Annotated in this window: 13 protein-coding genes; 8 read left to right on the plus strand and 5 right to left on the minus strand. The window is 70.6% G+C overall.

The annotated features are described in order from the left end of the window. Nucleotides 1-172 precede the first annotated feature (172 nt). The 3 genes from groES (at nucleotide 173) to ACX27O_RS16900 (ending at nucleotide 4,117) form a co-directional block, all read left to right on the plus strand. Complete coding sequence (groES, locus tag ACX27O_RS16890; protein WP_030330046.1) at nucleotides 173-487, plus strand: co-chaperone GroES; 315 nt, start codon at nucleotides 173-175, stop codon at nucleotides 485-487. Between the two features lie 70 nt (nucleotides 488-557). Continuing rightward, nucleotides 558-2,198 carry a chaperonin GroEL gene (gene groL / locus ACX27O_RS16895; RefSeq protein ID WP_030330049.1) on the plus strand — a complete coding sequence of 547 codons (1,641 nt, stop codon included), beginning with the start codon at nucleotides 558-560 and terminating at the stop codon, nucleotides 2,196-2,198. Between the two features lie 134 nt (nucleotides 2,199-2,332). After that, the gene (locus tag ACX27O_RS16900; RefSeq protein WP_458939722.1) at nucleotides 2,333-4,117 is read left to right on the plus strand and encodes a molybdopterin-dependent oxidoreductase; all 1,785 of its coding nucleotides are present in this window, start codon (nucleotides 2,333-2,335) and stop codon (nucleotides 4,115-4,117) included. Between the two features lie 447 nt (nucleotides 4,118-4,564). Here the strand turns inward: ACX27O_RS16900 and ACX27O_RS16905 are convergent, their stop codons facing one another. Continuing rightward, nucleotides 4,565-5,128 (minus strand): hypothetical protein, encoded by a 564-nt coding sequence (locus ACX27O_RS16905; protein WP_458939723.1) that lies wholly within the window; start codon nucleotides 5,126-5,128, stop codon nucleotides 4,565-4,567. A 1,236-nt stretch (nucleotides 5,129-6,364) separates the two neighbouring features. Beyond that, nucleotides 6,365-6,748 carry a WhiB family transcriptional regulator gene (locus tag ACX27O_RS16910; protein ID WP_030337862.1) on the minus strand — a complete coding sequence of 128 codons (384 nt, stop codon included), beginning with the start codon at nucleotides 6,746-6,748 and terminating at the stop codon, nucleotides 6,365-6,367. A gap of 253 nt (nucleotides 6,749-7,001) precedes the next feature. Between ACX27O_RS16910 and ACX27O_RS16915 the strand changes: the two genes are divergently transcribed. Next, complete coding sequence (locus ACX27O_RS16915; RefSeq protein ID WP_030337861.1) at nucleotides 7,002-7,817, plus strand: helix-turn-helix transcriptional regulator; 816 nt, start codon at nucleotides 7,002-7,004, stop codon at nucleotides 7,815-7,817. A 93-nt stretch (nucleotides 7,818-7,910) separates the two neighbouring features. On the opposite strand, the gene ACX27O_RS16920 is transcribed toward ACX27O_RS16915, so the two are convergent. Then, a complete protein-coding gene (locus tag ACX27O_RS16920) occupies nucleotides 7,911-8,330 on the minus strand; it encodes a DUF5319 domain-containing protein (RefSeq protein WP_030337860.1) in 420 nt (139 codons plus the stop codon). A 186-nt stretch (nucleotides 8,331-8,516) separates the two neighbouring features. Here ACX27O_RS16920 and guaB point away from each other — a divergent pair, with 186 nt between their 5' ends. After that, the gene (guaB, locus tag ACX27O_RS16925; RefSeq protein WP_030337859.1) at nucleotides 8,517-10,079 is read left to right on the plus strand and encodes an IMP dehydrogenase; all 1,563 of its coding nucleotides are present in this window, start codon (nucleotides 8,517-8,519) and stop codon (nucleotides 10,077-10,079) included. Between the two features lie 30 nt (nucleotides 10,080-10,109). Then, nucleotides 10,110-11,228 carry a GuaB3 family IMP dehydrogenase-related protein gene (locus ACX27O_RS16930; RefSeq protein WP_030337858.1) on the plus strand — a complete coding sequence of 373 codons (1,119 nt, stop codon included), beginning with the start codon at nucleotides 10,110-10,112 and terminating at the stop codon, nucleotides 11,226-11,228. A gap of 61 nt (nucleotides 11,229-11,289) precedes the next feature. Here the strand turns inward: ACX27O_RS16930 and ACX27O_RS16935 are convergent, their stop codons facing one another. Next, nucleotides 11,290-12,399, minus strand: coding sequence for a sugar phosphate isomerase/epimerase family protein (locus tag ACX27O_RS16935; protein WP_030337857.1), 1,110 nt, complete (start codon nucleotides 12,397-12,399; stop codon nucleotides 11,290-11,292). Between the two features lie 185 nt (nucleotides 12,400-12,584). On the opposite strand from ACX27O_RS16935, the gene ACX27O_RS16940 reads away from it, so the two are divergent. Together ACX27O_RS16940 and ACX27O_RS16945 are read left to right on the plus strand one after the other, a co-directional pair. Beyond that, nucleotides 12,585-13,991 carry a M1 family metallopeptidase gene (locus ACX27O_RS16940; protein ID WP_458939724.1) on the plus strand — a complete coding sequence of 469 codons (1,407 nt, stop codon included), beginning with the start codon at nucleotides 12,585-12,587 and terminating at the stop codon, nucleotides 13,989-13,991. Nucleotides 13,992-14,101: 110 nt separating this feature from the next. Next, nucleotides 14,102-15,559, plus strand: coding sequence for a M1 family metallopeptidase (locus tag ACX27O_RS16945; RefSeq protein ID WP_458939725.1), 1,458 nt, complete (start codon nucleotides 14,102-14,104; stop codon nucleotides 15,557-15,559). Between the two features lie 7 nt (nucleotides 15,560-15,566). On the opposite strand, the gene ACX27O_RS16950 is transcribed toward ACX27O_RS16945, so the two are convergent. Continuing rightward, a complete protein-coding gene (locus ACX27O_RS16950; RefSeq protein WP_458939726.1) occupies nucleotides 15,567-16,685 on the minus strand; it encodes an LCP family protein in 1,119 nt (372 codons plus the stop codon). Nucleotides 16,686-16,737: the final 52 nt, after the last annotated feature.

A 16,737-nucleotide genomic window follows, 5' to 3' on the forward strand; every position in this document is an offset into this window, starting at 1 on the left:
TAACCTGCGATTAGCACTCTCACCCTGAGGGTGCCAGCTTCCGGGTCTCGCGACCCGGGTGCGCACGCCAGGCGGACCGGCACCCGCGACGACGGCACCGCCCGGTGGCATGAGGCAGATTGACGCTGGCCAGCCCCGCTGGTCAGCAACGAAACCAGTACCCCAGGAGGGTATGCCCGTGACTACCGCGACCAAGGTTGCGATCAAGCCGCTCGAGGACCGCATCGTGGTCCAGGCGAACGAGGCTGAGACCACCACGGCGTCGGGCATCGTGATCCCCGACACCGCCAAGGAGAAGCCGCAGGAGGGCACCGTCCTCGCTGTGGGCCCGGGGCGCGTCGACGACAACGGCAACCGGGTTCCGGTTGACGTGCAGGTCGGCGACACCGTCCTCTACTCGAAGTACGGCGGCACCGAGGTCAAGTACGCCGGCGAGGAGTACCTGGTGCTCTCCGCCCGCGACGTCCTCGCGGTCATCGAGAAGTAAGCAACCGATCAGTGCCACTGCCCCGGTCCGGCTCGCCGGGCCGGGGCAATGGCGCTTCGAAGGGACATTAATGGCGAAGATCCTGAGCTTCTCGGACGACGCCCGACACCTGCTGGAGCACGGTGTCAACGCCCTCGCGGACGCGGTCAAGGTCACCCTCGGCCCGCGCGGGCGCAACGTCGTCCTGGACAAGAAATTCGGTGCGCCGACGATCACCAACGATGGTGTGACCATCGCCAAGGAGATCGAGCTCACCAACCCGTACGAGAACCTTGGCGCGCAGCTGGTCAAGGAGGTGGCGACCAAGACCAACGACGTCGCCGGCGACGGGACCACCACCGCGACCGTGCTGGCCCAGGCCATGGTCCGGGAGGGTCTGCGCAACGTGACCGCCGGGACCAACCCGGCCGGCCTCAAGCGGGGCATCGACGCGGCGGCCACCAAGGTCTCCGAGGCGCTGCTCGGCAAGGCTGCCGAGGTCACCAGCAAGGAGTCGATCGCGAACGTGGCGACGATCTCCGCGCAGGACTCCACGATCGGCGATCTGATCGCCGAGGCGATGGAGCGCGTCGGCCGCGACGGTGTCATCACCGTCGAGGAAGGCTCGATGCTCACCACCGAACTGGACGTGACCGAGGGTCTCCAGTTCGACAAGGGCTTCATCTCGCCGAACTTCGTCACCGACCTGGAGAGCCAGGAGTCCGTCCTCGAGGACGCGTACATCCTGGTCACCACCCAGAAGATCTCGGCGATCGAGGAGCTGCTGCCGCTGCTGGAGAAGGTCCTGCAGAACAGCAAGCCCCTGCTGATCATCGCCGAGGACGTGGACGGCCAGGCGCTCTCCACCCTGGTGGTCAACTCGCTGCGCAAGACCCTCAAGGTCTGCGCGGTCAAGGCCCCGGGCTTCGGTGACCGGCGCAAGGCGATGCTCCAGGACATCGCGATCTCCACGGGCGCCGAGCTGGTCGCCTCGGAGCTGGGCTACAAGCTCGACCAGGTCGGCCTGGAGGTGCTCGGCACCGCCCGGCGCGTCGTGGTCGACAAGGAGAACACCACGATCGTCGACGGCGGTGGCCAGAAGGCCGACGTCGCCGACCGGGTGTCCCAGATCCGCAAGGAGATCGAGGCCTCCGACTCCGAGTGGGACCGGGAGAAGCTGGCCGAGCGGCTGGCGAAGCTCTCCGGTGGCATCGCCGTCATCAAGGCCGGCGCGGCGACCGAGGTCGAGATGAAGGAGCGCAAGCACCGCATCGAGGACGCCATCGCGGCGACCAAGGCAGCGGTCGAGGAGGGCACTGTGCCCGGCGGCGGCGCCGCCCTGGTGCAGATCCTCTCGGTGCTCGACGACGACCTGGGCTTCACCGGTGACGAGAAGGTCGGCGTCTCGGTCGTGCGCAAGGCGCTCGTCGAGCCGCTGCGCTGGATCGCCCAGAACGCCGGTCACGACGGCTACGTCGTGACGCAGAAGGTCGCCGACCTCAGCTGGGGCAACGGCCTCGACGCCGCCAAGGGCGAGTACGTCGACCTGGTCAAGGCCGGCATCATCGACCCGGTGAAGGTGACCCGCAACGCGGTCACCAACGCCGCCTCGATCGCCGGTCTGCTGCTCACCACGGAGAGCCTCGTGGTGGAGAAGCCGGAGCAGGCCGAACCGGCCGCCGCCGGCGGGCACGGCCACGGTCACGGCCACCAGCACGGCCCGGGCTTCTGATCCGGTAGCGACACCCGTTCCGGGGCGCACCGCCGTACGGCGGTGCGCCCCGGCCCGTATCCGTCGGCTGGCAGGTCATTACCGAACGCTGACGTTGTTGGCGACCGGCCGAGATGATCGCGCACACTGGGCCGATGAGCACCACGTCACGGCGGTACGCCGCGCTGGCCGGAATCACCGCCGCCGCCGTCGCGATCGGGATCGCCGAACCGGTAGCGGTGCTGACCGGCCCCCGGTCGGCACCCCTGGTCGCGGTCGGCGGGGTCATCGTCGACGCCGTCCCCGAGTCACTCAAGCAACTCGCCATCGACCTCTTCGGCACCGCCGACAAGATCGCGCTGCTGGTCGGCACCGCCGTGTTGCTGGGCGGCTTCGCCGCGCTCCTCGGCGTACTGGCGGTTCGTCGGCTGGCACTCGGCCTGGCAGGCATCGGCGCGTTCGGCGCCATCGGCGTCGCCGCCGCGTTGACCCGCTCCGGCGCGGACCTCGCCGACGCACTGCCGTCAGTGATCGGCGCGGGTCTCGGCGCCCTGGTGCTCTGGCTGTTCATCGCCGGCCCGTTCGAACTGAACCCCTGGCCCTGGTCACCACCCACGCCGACCGTGCGGTCCGCCGGCCCGGGGCCGTCCAACGGTCCTGTGCCGCCTGCCGGTGCGGCGCGGCCTGACGGTGCGGTGCCGCCTGCCGGGCCTGTGTCGTCCACCGGCCCGGGGTCGGAGTCGCGGGACGAGCTGCCGACGGGAGCCTCCTCAGCATCCGAGCGTCGGCCGGTGTCTCCGGCCGCGCCGGTGCCGGCGCCTTCGGCCGGACCGACGCCGGCGGTTGAGCCGGTTGGGCCCGCCGAGGTGGACCCGGAGTCGCGGCGGCGATTCCTCACCGGCAGCGGGGTGCTGCTCGGAACGGCAGTGGTGGCCGGTCTCGGCGGGCGTTGGCTGGCAGGTCGGCGCGGCGTGTCCGCAGCCCGGGACGCGATCCGCCTGCCCGCGCCAGTCGCCCCCGCACCGGCCGTGCCGGCAGGCGCGAACCTCTCGCTGGCCCAACTGGCGCCGTACGTCACCCCGAACTTCGGGTTCTACCGGATCGACACCGCGCTGGTGGTGCCCCAGGTCGACCCAGACACCTGGCGGCTGCGGATCCACGGACGGGTCGGTAAGGAGCGCACCTACAGTTACGCGGACCTGCTGGCCCGACCGCTGGTCGAGCGGTACGTCACCCTGGCCTGCGTCTCCAACGAGGTGGGCGGGGACCTGATCGGCAATGCCCGCTGGCTCGGCGTACCCCTGCGGGAACTGCTGGACGAGGTCGAACCCGACGACGACGCCGACCAGGTCGTCGGCCGGTCTGTCGACGGCTGGACCTGCGGCACCCCCACCGCCGCACTGCGCGACGGACGGGACGCGCTGCTGGCCGTCGGAATGAACGGCGAGCCGCTGCCGGTCGAGCACGGCTTCCCGGTCCGGATGGTGGTGCCGGGCCTCTACGGCTACGTGTCGGCCTGCAAATGGGTGACCGAACTTGAGCTGACCCGGTTCGCCGACTTCGACGCGTACTGGGTGCCGCGCGGATGGTCCCGCGAGGGGCCGATCAAGACCCAGTCGCGGATCGACACGCCCCGCAGACGCAACCGGCTGACCGCCGGGCCGGTGACCGTCGCCGGGGTGGCCTGGGCGCAGCACCGAGGCATCCGCCGAGTCGAGGTACGCGTCGACGACGGCCAGTGGCAGGCGGCCGAACTGGCCCCCACCGTGTCGGTGGACACCTGGGTCCAGTGGTCCTGGCGCTGGGACGCCACACCGGGCGAACACCGGCTCCAGGTCCGAGCGACAGACGCGACCGGTGAAACCCAAACCGACCGCACCCAGGGCGTCGTCCCGGACGGCGCCACCGGCTGGCATACCGTCACCGTCACCGTCCGCTGACCCCGACGCACCACCGCCCCTCGGTCGACAGCGGGGAGGGGTCCCCGACCTGACTGCGGGGTCCGTGGGTGATCTACCGCGGCTGCCTACCGACCTGGCTTGCGGGTGCCGTGCCTGTCCTTCGGCGCGGCCGGCGGCTGATGGACCGCCGACGCGCGGACCCGTACGTGCAGATCTTGGACAGTTTCCGTTCTGCGCTAACGGAAACTGTCCAAGATCTGTAAACGAACGCCGCTTGATGACGCCATCCGCCTCCGCCGAGGATCCCTTCAGCGCGGCATCTCCCGTTGCGGCCCGCTGCGGCGGTCGGTGGTCGGCGTCCCGGGGGCGGGCGTCCCGGCGGGCCGGCGGCAACGCAAACGCCGCTGGCCGGCACCCCGGGTTGCGGGTGCCGGCCAGCGGTCCGAGTCGTGCGGTGGTCTTGCTGTTCGGTCGTGCGAATCCGGGTCAGCTGTTCCAGTGCTGGGCGACGAGGTCGGTGGCCTGCTGCTCCCACTGGGCGTAGGCGTCCGGGTACGCCGAGACCTGCACGGTCTGCGCGGCGTCGGTCAGGGGCATGTCCTGCCACCCGTCGACCTGCTTGAGGCCCTTGAGGAACGCGGTCGTGGAGTACTCGGGGTCGGTGATCTGCTCCGGGGTACCCCAACCCGAGCTCGGGCGCTGCTGGAACAGGCCCAGCGAGTCGTGATCGTTCCTGTCACCCAGGTGGCCCAGGTTCTCCAGCTTCGACTCCTGCAGGCTCGTCGCGATCGAGATCACCGCGGCGCGCTCGGGCAGGCCGGCCTTCTTCGTGGCGGCGATGATCGCCTTGACGTTGGCCGTCTGCTCGTCGTTGAGGGTGATGTGCGACTGGTCGCCCTGCGGCTTCGGCGCCTGCACGGCCACCGCTGCGGCGGTGGGCTTGGCGTCCACTACCGGGTTGGCGTGGGCGGCGATCGGGCCGGCGAAGACACCACCGGCGAACGCGAGACCAGCAACGGACAGCATGCTCTTACGGAAGATCGTGTTCATGGGGGTAGCTCCTTCGGGGGTAAGAACACCCACACGTCGGGGGGACGCACGGGTGTGAGCACCTCGTCCGGCGCTGCACATAACAAGGGGAAAGTTTGGGGGGTGACGCCTTTAGGGGCGTCGGTCGGCGACTTCACGGGCGCGGGACTCGTGGCGCCGGGGTCCAGGTGTAACGACCGGGGCCGGGGTCATTCCGGGGGTGGCCCAACCCGTCGGCACCCACGGGGAGGCGGTGCCAGCGGTCGATCGTGGGGGTCACAACGACCGGGGGGCCGGGGTCATTCCCCGGTGGCCCAACCTGTCGGCACCCCCATCACGGCGGTGCCTGCGGTCGATCGTGGGGATCACAACGACCGGGCGGCCGGGGTCATTCCCCGGTGGCCCAACCTGTCGGCACCCCCATCACGGCGGTGCCTGCGCTCGGTCGTGGGGACCATAACGACCGGGTGCCGGCGGGCATTCCACCCTGCCGGACCTCAGATCCCGCACCCGTGAAGACCGGGCGGCGGGAGGTCCTGCTGCGATCGTCAGGGTGTGTAACGACCCCGGCCCGGCCATGATTCCGGCCCACCGGTGAGACCGGTAACCAGGCAAAAGCCCCAAACCGTGCATAGCCTAACGGTACGTCACCCTGCAACGGCCCAGACCGGACAAATCTCCCCTGAGATCATCCCCCGCCGGCTGGTCCCGTGCGCACCAGGGCTTGATCCACTCGTCTTCAGTGAAATCGGGGTGTCCGGGCGAGCGGGACGCCCCGATATCAAGGACCTCGTGTTGATCACGGCCGTAACGGGGTCGGCATCGAGCGCGATGGTCGCGGGTTTGCCAGTTGCCTGAAGCCGTGCAGACCTCGCGAAGCCACCCCGAGCCCGTAACGTGACGCAGACCTCGCGAAGCCAGGCAGGCCCGTAAGGCCGCGCAGACCGGTAAGCAACCACAGCCCGCAAGACCGCGCGGACCGGGAAGCAACCCAAGCCCGCAAGGTCGCGCAGAACTCGGAAAGCAACCCAAGTCCGCAAGGACCGCGCGGACCTCGCGAAGCCGCGCGAGCCCGCAACGCGGCGCGGACCCTGCGAAGCCACGCAAGCCCGGCAAGGCCGCGCAGACCTGCGGAGCTGCGTAGGCGGCGCGCCGCGCAGGCCGGGTGGACCCGCGCGTTGGTGCGAGACCGCGCACAACCGCGCGAACCGCGCTCCCAGGTCGGGGCGCGGTTCGCGGATGTTGGGGACGGTCGGGTCAGGCGACCTTGCGCTGGGCCGGGACCGTCGACTTGTGCGGGCGGCCCAGGCGGGCTTCCAGTCGCGCGACGTCGACTCGGGCGTGCCGGCGGTCTGCGAGGTCCTCCCAGCCGACGGCGAGCAGTCGGAGACGCTCCGACTCGCTGAAGCCGCCCCACACGCCGTACGGCTCGCGCACTGACAGTGCGTGGGCGGCGCACTCGGCGCGTACGGGGCAGGTGCGGCAGACCGCCTTGGCGGAGGATTCGCGGCGCAGCCGGGACGAGCCTCGTTCACCGTCGGGGTGGAAGAACTGCGCGCTGTCGCGTCCTCGGCAGGCACCGAGTCGCTGCCAGTCCCAGAGATCGACGATGGGTCCGGGCAGTCTACGTACGTTCGACATCAGCACCCCTCCTCCCGCGCGGCTCCGCGAGAATCCTTGATGGCCGGCGTCCGGGCGGCGGGCCGCGCAGGCGCACCGTTCCCGGCCTGGATCTCCCGTACCCGGGCTTTCGTCAACTCACACGTCTGTGATCGAAAACCTCCGGGAAATTGCGGCTTTCGCCCTATGTGTTGGAAAAGTTCGAACGATTGCCCGGAACCACCTCCCCAGCCGACCGCGTCATGGTCTGCTCGTTGGCGGAGAGGAGACCACAGTGCGTACCGTCCTTGTGTGCGTTCGGACACCGCTCGCGGCCCAGCACCTTACTTCTGCTGCCGCGCGGCTGGGGTTGTCCGCGATCGTTCGTACCGCCGTCTCTGATCCCGAGGTGATGCTGCGGCTGGCGGAGCGGCCGGCCGACGTGGTGTTGGCGGACACCGCCCTCACCCGGCCGGACAGCGCCGGCTTCGTCCGCCGGGTGTTGGCGCGGGCCCCGCAGGCAGCGGTGCTGCTGCTCGGCACCGAGGAGTCCGAGGCCGCGGCGGCCACCATCAGTGCCGGCGCCCGGGGGCTCATCCAGAATGTCGACCACGACCTGACCAGCGCGGTGGCGAAGGCCCTACTGCTGCTCACCGCGCCCGGTCGAGCCTCCCGGCAGCGAAGCACCGATCCGGCCCGCGACGCGGCGGCGGTGGGTGGTTCCGGTCGCTCCGGGCCGGCGCCGCGCGGTTCCGGTGAGCCCGGTTGGACGGCGACGGCCGCTGACGGGTCGGCCGGTCTGGCGTCGGTGCCGGTGCAGCGGGGCGACGACGAGGCGGAGGCGGGGACCGGCGAGCCGGCGGCGCAGACCGACCCGGGCCGTCCCGTCCCGAACGCGCGACCCAGTCGGGCGTCCATCGGCCTCACCGAGCGTGAGCTTCAGGTGCTGCTGGGCATGGCCGAGGGCAAGAGCAACGCGGAGATCGGCCGGGAGCTGTTCGTGTCGGAGGACACCGTCAAGACGCACGCCCGCCGGTTGTTCCGCAAGCTCGGTGCCCGGGACCGGGCGCACGCGGTGGCAGCGGGGTTCCGCGCCGGTCTGGTGGCCTGACGTCCGCGCAGCGCCGCCGCAGGGCACGCCGCGCGGAAGCGGGGCACGCCCGCACGGCACCCGAGAGCAGGGGTACGCCGCGCGCCGGTGTCGTCACTTGGTGGCGGTCGGGGCGCCCGGCTCGTCCTCGGTGCCCTCGGACAGGGTGTCGTGCACCCCGTCGGCGTACCCCCGGGCGTAGTCCCAGGTCACATAGTGATCCGGGTCGGGGTCGTACGCGGGCTCGTGCACCCGGGGTCGGCCGGAGTTGAGCAGGTGCCGCAGGTTGCCGCGGAGCAGGTCCCAGTCGAAGTAGTGCGGCTCCCGGCAGTCCTCGCATTCGATCACCAGCCCGCGGACCCCGATCGGGGCCAGCAGCGCCTGGTAGATCTCCAGGTCGGCGAGGTCCTCCAGCACATCCTGCCGCTCGACGTCGGTCAGCGGATCCGGCGTCGCGTCATCGCCCGGGTCATCCAGACCCGCTGTCGGATCGGCCGGGTCGCCATTGAACGGGTCGATGGGCTCGTCGTGCACCCCCTCACCGTAGACCCAACGCGGCGCGAACGTCCGCCCCCCGGCCTCCGCGCCGGGCCGGCCTGCCACGGACGGGTCGCCCAGCTCACTGGGTACGATGAAGCGACGTGCCGGCACCGCGGCGCGCTCCGGTGCCCGCCCGCGCCACCTCGCTGAAGCCCATCCGAGCAGCTCAGGGGAGCAATCGTGGAAAATTCGCCCAGCACCGATCTTCCGGCCGGCGTCGAGCACGCCGACCTGGGCGGCCACCTGCCTGAGCTGCCGGCCGGCTCCGCCCGGGTGGTTCCGCTCGGTCTGACCTTCGACGACGTGCTGCTCCAGCCGGGCGAGTCGGACGTGGTGCCCAGCCGGGTCAACACCCGGACGAAGCTCACCCGCAACATCGAGTTGTCCATTCCGCTGCTGTCCAGCGCCATGGACACGGTGACCGAGGCCCGGATGGCGATCGCCATGGCCCGTCAGGGCGGCATCGGTGTGCTGCACCGCAACCTCTCCATGGAGGACCAGGCCCTCCAGGTCGACCTGGTCAAGCGCTCCGAGTCCGGCATGATCACCAACCCGGTGACCGCCAGCCCGGACGACACGCTGCGCGAGGTCGACGAGCTGTGCGGGCGGTACCGCATCTCGGGCGTTCCGGTGGTGGACGGCGACGGCCAGCTGGTGGGCATCGTCACCAACCGGGACATGCGTTTCGTCTCTGAGCCGAACACCCCGGTCCGCGAGATCATGACCCGCACTCCGTTGATCACGGCCCGGGTCGGGGTGAGCAAGGACGACGCTCTGGCCCTGCTGCGTCAGCACAAGGTCGAGAAGCTGCCGATCGTCGACGACTCGGGCCGACTGCGCGGCCTGATCACGGTGAAGGACTTCACCAAGAGCGAGCAGTACCCGGACGCCAGCAAGGACGACGCCGGTCGTCTGCGGGTCGCCGCCGCCATCGGTGTCGGTGAGGACGCCTACAAGCGGGCCCGTGCCCTGGTCGACGCGGGCGTGGACGTGCTGATCGTGGACACCGCACACGGTCACCAGCGGGCCGTGCTGGACATGGTCCGCCGGCTCAAGGCCGACGTGGCGGTCGACGTCATGGGCGGCAACGTGGCCACGTACGCCGGCGCGAAGGCGCTCGTCGACGCCGGCGCCGACGGCGTCAAGGTGGGTGTGGGGCCGGGCGCGATCTGCACCACCCGGATCGTCGCCGGGGTCGGCGTGCCGCAGGTGACCGCGATCATGGAGGCGGCCCGGGCCGCCCGCCCGGCCGGCGTGCCGGTGATCGGCGACGGCGGCATTCAATATTCCGGTGACATCGCCAAGGCCCTGGTCGCCGGCGCCGACACGGTGATGCTCGGCAGCCTGCTGGCCGGCTGCGAGGAGAGCCCCGGCGAGCTGATCTTCGTCAACGGCAAGCAGTTCAAGACGTACCGCGGGATGGGGTCGCTCGGCGCGATGCAGTCCCGGGGTCAGGCCAAGTCGTACAGCAAGGACCGCTACTTCCAGCAGGACGTGCTCAGCGACGACAAGCTGGTCCCGGAGGGCGTGGAGGGCCAGGTGCCCTACCGGGGGCCGCTCTCCCGGGTGGCCCACCAGCTGGTCGGCGGTCTGCGACTGGCCATGGGGTACGCCGGTGCGGAGAACATCCCCGATCTGCACCGCCGGGGCCAGCTCATCCGGATCACCGCGGCCGGCCTGAAGGAGAGCCACCCGCACGACATCCAGATGACCGTCGAGGCGCCCAACTACCACACCCGCTGACCCACCACCCCCAACCACCTGGAGTCCCCCATGCGTGACGTGGTCGAGATCGGGCTGGGCAAGACCGCGCAGCGCGGCTACCACCTGGACGACATCGCCATCGTGCCGAGCCGCCGCACCCGGGACGTCGACGACGTGTCGACGTCCTGGCAGCTCGACGCGTACCCGTTCGGCATTCCGTGCGTCGGCCACCCCTCCGACGCCACCATGAGCCCGTCCTCGGCGGTGCGTCTCGGTCAGCTCGGCGGCCTCGGCGTGCTCAACGTGGAGGGGCTCTGGACCCGCTACGAGAACCCGACGAAGGTGCTGGACGAGCTGGCCGGCCTCGACGAGGACGCCCGCGCCACCAAGCGGCTCCAAGAGGTGTACGCGGAGCCGATCCGCCCGGACCTGATCGCGGAGCGGGTCCGTGAGCTGCGCGCCGGTGGCGGCACGGTGGCGGTGCGGGTCTCCCCGCAGCACACCCTGGCGCTGGCGCCGGTGATCCTGGACGCCGGTGTGGACATCCTGGTCATCCAGGGCACCATCGTCTCGGCCGAGCACGTGTCGACCACTGACGAGCCGCTGAACCTCAAGGAGTTCATCGCCGACCTCGACCTGCCGGTGATCGTCGGTGGCTGCACCGACTACAAGACGGCGCTGCACCTGATGCGCACCGGCGCGGCCGGGGTGATCGTGGGCATCGGTGGTGACGAGTGGTCGACCACCGAGTCGGTGCTGGGCATCCGGGTGCCGATGGCCACCGCGATCGCCGACGCCGCGGCGGCCCGCCGTGACTACCTGGACGAGACCGGCGGCCGGTACGTGCACCTGATCGCCGACGGTGACATCCAGACCTCGGGTGACATCGCCAAGGCGCTCGGCTGCGGCGCTGACGCGGTGATGCTCGGTGAGCCGCTGTCGCTGTGCGAGGAGGCCCCCGCCGGTGGTGCCTGGTGGCACTCGGCGGCGAGCCACCCGTCGCTGCCCCGGGGTGCCTTCGAGGTTTCCGGTGAGCCGCTCGGGTCGATGGAGCAGTTGCTCTTCGGGCCGGCCGACGAGGCCGACGGTCAGCTGAACCTGTTCGGCGGGCTGCGTCGGGCGATGGCCAAGTGTGGTTACCGCGACCTGAAGGAGTTCCAGAAGGTCGGTCTGGTCCTCGACCGCTGACCGCTCCTGACGTCCGAAGGCCGGCCCGCACGGGCCGGCCTTCGTCGCGTTCAGCGGAGAGTCACTTCTCCAGGTAGATGGTCAGGTCGGACATGTTGCGGTAGCTGGTCGCCGCGAAGTCGAGCGACTGGCCCTTGTTGTCAGCGCCGCCGGGGGCGGTGTCCATCTCCCAGTTGGCGTGGTGGAAGTTGCGCTCGCCGATGGTCTGGAAGAACTGCTGGAAGTTGAGGTCGCCGTCGCCCAGCGGGGTCATCTGGTACCCGTTGGGGACGCTGGTGTCCCGGTCGCCGTCCTTGGCGTGGAAGAGCGGGAACCGGGTGGTCCGGTCGGCCACGGTGAGGATCGGGTCGAACAGGTCGGTCACCTCCTGGCCGGCCGGGTTGATGTACTTCTGGTGCTTGTAGCGGGCCACGTAGGCCCAGTAGATGTCCAGCTCGAAGAAGACGTACCGCGGGTCGGTGATCTCGAAGAAGTACTCCAGGCGGCGGATGCCGGAGGACCGGGTCTGCCGGCCCTGCGCGTCGCGCGGGCCCCGGTCGATCAGGAAGCTGTACGCGGCGTCGTGGTTGTGCGTGTAGAGCCGCATGCCCCGGGCCCTGGCCTGCCGGCCCAGCTCGTTCCAGATGTCCGCGGCGGCGTCCCACTCGGCCTTGTACGCGCTGTTGGTCGGGTCGCTGCCGGTGCCGATGTTCTTCATGCCGAGTTCCTCGGCGATGTCCAGTTGTTGCTGGAAGGTGGCCGGCTGGATCGTGGCGTGGGTGCCGTTGGCCACCAGGCCGTTGTCGTCGAGGATCTTGCGGATCTCGGCGGGGGTGATCTGCCGGCCCAGGATCTCGGTGCTCTGGGTGTAGCCGGCGAACTCGATCTCCTTGTAACCGATTTCGGCGAGTCGGGCGAGGACGCGCTCGAAGCCGTACGGGACTCCGCTGTCGTCGGGCGCGGCGGTGATCCGGTCGCGGACGCTGTAGAGGATGATGCCGCGGTTCTTCGCCGGGATCAGCGGTTCGACCCGCAGCTTGCTCTTGGGGTTGGCGAGCGCGGGGGTGCCGGTGGCCAGGACGGGCAGGCCGGCCGCGCCGATCGCGGCGGCGGCGCCGGCGGACGCGGCGAGCAGGGACCGACGGCTGAGTCGGCCGGTGGGGGTGGCGTCGGGGGCGGTGTGGTCGGGCATGGTTCCACCTTTCGCGACGGTGGTCGGGAACAGACACTAACGTCGGTCTAAGTCGAAAGAAAGGTTCGATCGACGGCGTCTTTTGTTTGATTCAACGAAAGTTACTGATGATCGTCGATACCGGCCGCGCGGCCCGCGATGCTGACTAGGCTCGGCCTGAGCGGAGTGCCGCAGGAGGAGTGCGCATGGTCCTGACCGGACGGAGACTGCGGGTCGCCGCCGCGCTGACCTGCGTCCTCGGGCTGGTCGCGGCCGGCTGTACGGGCAATGAGCGCGACGGCTTCCGGCCCGGCGCGGCCGACGTCGGCGACCCGTACGTGCCGGGGCGCGGCAACGGCGGCTACGACGTCGCGCACTACGGCCTCGACGTCCGCTACGACCCGTCGACCGACCGGCTGACCGGGAAGGCCGTCATCACCGCCACCGCCACCCAGGACCTGTCCCGGTTCAACCTGGACCTGGCCGGCCTGGAGGTCGGCGCGGTCAGCGTGGGCGACGCGGCGGCCGAGTACCGGCGCGGCGACGGCGAACTGGTGGTGACGCCCCGCGACGGCGTACCGCGGGGGCGGCAGTTCACCGTGACCGTCGACTACGCGGGCGTACCGACTGCCGTCAACGACGGGGCATTGGGCAGCGGCGGTTTCCTGCACACCAGCGACGGCGCGGTGGCGCTCGGCCAACCCCACTCGGCCGCCACCTGGTTCCCGGTCAACGACCACCCTTCGGACAAGGCCACCTACGAGCTGGCGGTGACCGTCCCGGACGGCCTGGCCGCGCTGAGCAACGGCGTGCCGCTGCCGAGGAGCAGCGCCGACGGGTGGACCACCTGGCGGTGGTCGGAGCGCACCCCGATGGCCAGCTACCTGAGCACCCTCGTGATCGGTGACTACCGGGTGGTGACCGGCACGCACGCCGGCCGGCCGATGGTGACGGCGGTGGCCGCGAGCCTGCCGGCGACCGGTGGGGCGGCCACCTCGCTGGCCCGCACCGGCGCGATCGCCGACTTCCTGGCCAGCCGCTTCGGCCCGTACCCGTTCGACTCGTACGGGGGGATCGTGATCGCCGACGACCGGGTCGGGTACGCCCTGGAGACCCAGTCCCGACCGGTCTACGGGCCGGCCTTCTTCGCCGACGACCGGCCGAACCCGAGCGTCGTCGCACACGAGCTGGCGCACCAGTGGTTCGGCGACAGCGTGTCACTGACCAGGTGGGGTGACATCTGGCTCAACGAGGGTTTCGCCAGCTACGCCGAGTGGCTGTGGGAGGAGCACGACGGCGGCCGGACCGCCCAGCGCAACTTCGAAATGCAGTACGCGGCGACCGACTGGAGGCAGCCGTCGGTCGAGCCGGGCCGGGAGCAGATGTTCGGCACTGCCGTCTACAAGCGGGGTGCGCTCGCCGTGCACGCGTTGCGCCGCACCGTCGGTGACGACCTCTTCTTCCGCATCCTGCGCACCTGGACCGCCGAGCGGGCGGGAGGCAACGCGACCACCGCGGACCTCGTCTCGCTGGCCGAGCGGGTCGCGCAGCGGCAACTGCGCCCGCTCTTCGACGCCTGGCTGGTGGGTGGGTCGGCCCCCACACTGCCGTGACCCGGCCCGGCCGCCCGGTCGATATGCTGCCGCCGGTGAACGGCGGGTAGGCGCCCGTTCGTGCGGAGCGGCGGAGGCCGTGACCGGCCACCGTGCGGAGAGGGTGTGGGATGCGGGGGACGCGGCACAGACTGCGGACGGGTGCCGCTCTGGTGGTGACCGGTGCGCTGGCACTGTCCGGATGCGACTCGACGGGCCCGGAGACGGCACCGTCACCGAGCACGTCCTCCACCACGGCGCGGACGTTCACGGCGGGTGCCGACGGGGTCGGCGACCCCTACTTCCCGACCTACGGCAACGGCGGCTACGACGTCGGCCGGTACACCGTGAAGGTGCGCTACGACCCGGCCAAGGACCAGTTGACGGGTACGACCACGGTGCGGGCCACCGCGACCACCGACCTGTCGACGTTCAACCTCGACCTGGCCGGCCTGACCGTCAGCGCGGTCACCGTGGACGGCGCACCGGCGACGCACAGCCGCAAGCGCAACGAGCTGGTGATCAAGCCGGCGTCCGGCCTGATCAACGGCAACGGGTTCGTCGTCGAGATCACCTACGCCGGCAAGCCGAAGCCGTTGAAGAACGAGACGCTCGGTGACGGCGGCTTCCTGCACACCGCCGACGGTGCCATCGCGCTGGGTCAGCCCGAATCGGCCAGCACCTGGTTCCCGGTCAACGACCACCCGTCGGACAAGGCGGCCTACGACTTCGAGGTCACCGTTCCGGACGGGCTGACCGCGATCAGCAACGGCGTTCCCGGCGGGAAGGTCAGCTCGGGCGGTTGGACCACCTGGAAGTGGTCGGAGAAGTCGCCGATGGCCAGCTATCTGAGCACGCTGGTGATCGGCAAGTTCCGGATCACCACCGGTGAGCACAAGGGCCGCCCGGTCTACAACGCTGTCACCACCAACCTGGCCAAGGGGAGCGCCGACGCGTCGATCGCCCGGACCGTGGAAGTGGCCGACTACCTGGAGAGCGTGTTCGGGCCGTACCCGTTCGACGCGTACGGCGGTGTGGTGATCTCCGACAGCCGGATCTCCTACGCCCTGGAGACGCAGAGCCGACCGGTGTACGCGGCGAGCTTCTTCCGGCAGGGCGAGAACACCGAGGTCGTCGCCCACGAGTTGGCCCACCAGTGGTTCGGCGACAGCGTCGCGTTGGCCAAGTGGGAGGACATCTGGCTCAACGAGGGCTTCGCGACGTACGCGGAGTGGCTCTGGGCGGAGCACACCGACGAGTACACCGCCAAGGAGGCGTTCGACACCCGCTACGTCGAGATGTCCGCGCAGGTGTGGCAGACACCGCCGGGCAAGCCGGGTGCGGAGAAGCTGTTCAGCGAGTCGGTCTACCAGCGCGGCGGGATGACGGTGCACGCCCTGCGGGTGGCCGTTGGCGACGAGGCTTTCTTCGACATCATCAAGACCTGGGCGGCGGAGAAGCGCGACGGCACCGCCACCACCGCCGAGTTCGTGGCCCTCGCCGAACGGGTCTCCGGCAAGAAGCTCGACGCGCTCTTCGACGCCTGGCTCTACGGCACCAAGAAGCCCGCCCTGCCCAAGCGGCTCTGAACGGCTGTCAGTTCTTGACGACCAGCTTGGGGTGGGCGGCCAGGTACGCGTCGGCGCGACCGGCGCGCAGTTCGGTGAGGAACGTGCGGCCCTCGGTGGTCAGCTGCTCGCCCCGGTAGGCGCTGCCCTTGCCGACGCCGGAACCGGGCAGCCCGACCAGCGTGAACCGGTTCTCCGGCAGGCCACTGAGGGCGTACGCGATGTCGACGATCCGGCGTCCGCCGACGTAGACCAACGTGTCGCCCAGCGCGGAGACCACCTTGTCGACGCGCTCCGGTTGCTTGGCCAGGCCCTCGTCCAGGATCTTGCGGGTCATCGCCCGGATCAGCTGCTGCTGGTGACGCTGCCGGGCGTAGTCGCCGCCGGTGATGTAGCGCTGCCGCGCGTAGTCCAGCGCCTGCCAGCCGTTGAGGTGCCGCTCGCCCTTCTCGTAGACCTGCTGCGGCCCCTTGTACCCGCCCGGCGCGGGCTCGCGGTACTTGCCGTCCGGTCGACGGTGCAGCGACTCGACCCGCTGGTCGACGTAGATGTCCACCCCGCCCAGTTCGTCGACCAGCCGGTCGAACCCGTTGAACGTGAGCACCGCGCCAGCGTCGATGCGCAGCCCGGTGTAACCGCTGACCGTGCTGCGCAGCAGCTCGTACCCCTGGGCGGTGCTGGGTTGTTTGGGTTTGCCCGGCACCCGGCTGCCGAAGCTCATCGCGTGGGTGAGCTTGGTCTTGCCGCCCTTGTAGCCGGCCTTCGGGAACGCCGGGATGTCCACGAGCAGGTCGCGGGGGAGTGAGAAGAGGTACGCCCGGTTCAGTCCCTTGGGTACGTGCAGCACCAGCACGGCGTCCGAGTGCGGCTCCCATCCGGGCACGCTGACCCGGGTGTCCACACCGACCAGCAGCAGGTTGAGTGGGCCGGTGATGTCCGCGCCCGGCGGTGGACCGCTGGGGCTCGGGGTGGGCGTGCCGACCGGCGACGGGGTCGGTGAGCCGGCCACCGGAGCGCCGCCCGGCGTGTTGTCACCGGTCAGCCGGGTGGCCACCACGGCGCCGGCCGCGATCAGCGCGACCACGGCGAGGGCCGTGAGCCCCAGCAGCAGCCACCGTCGGCGTGGTGCCATCGACCCGAGAACCATGTGGATTCCTCCCACCCGTCTGGTGAACAACGCTCCGACGGGTGCTCCGGGT

It is taken from the genome of Micromonospora sp. SD19 (genome assembly GCF_054462275.1).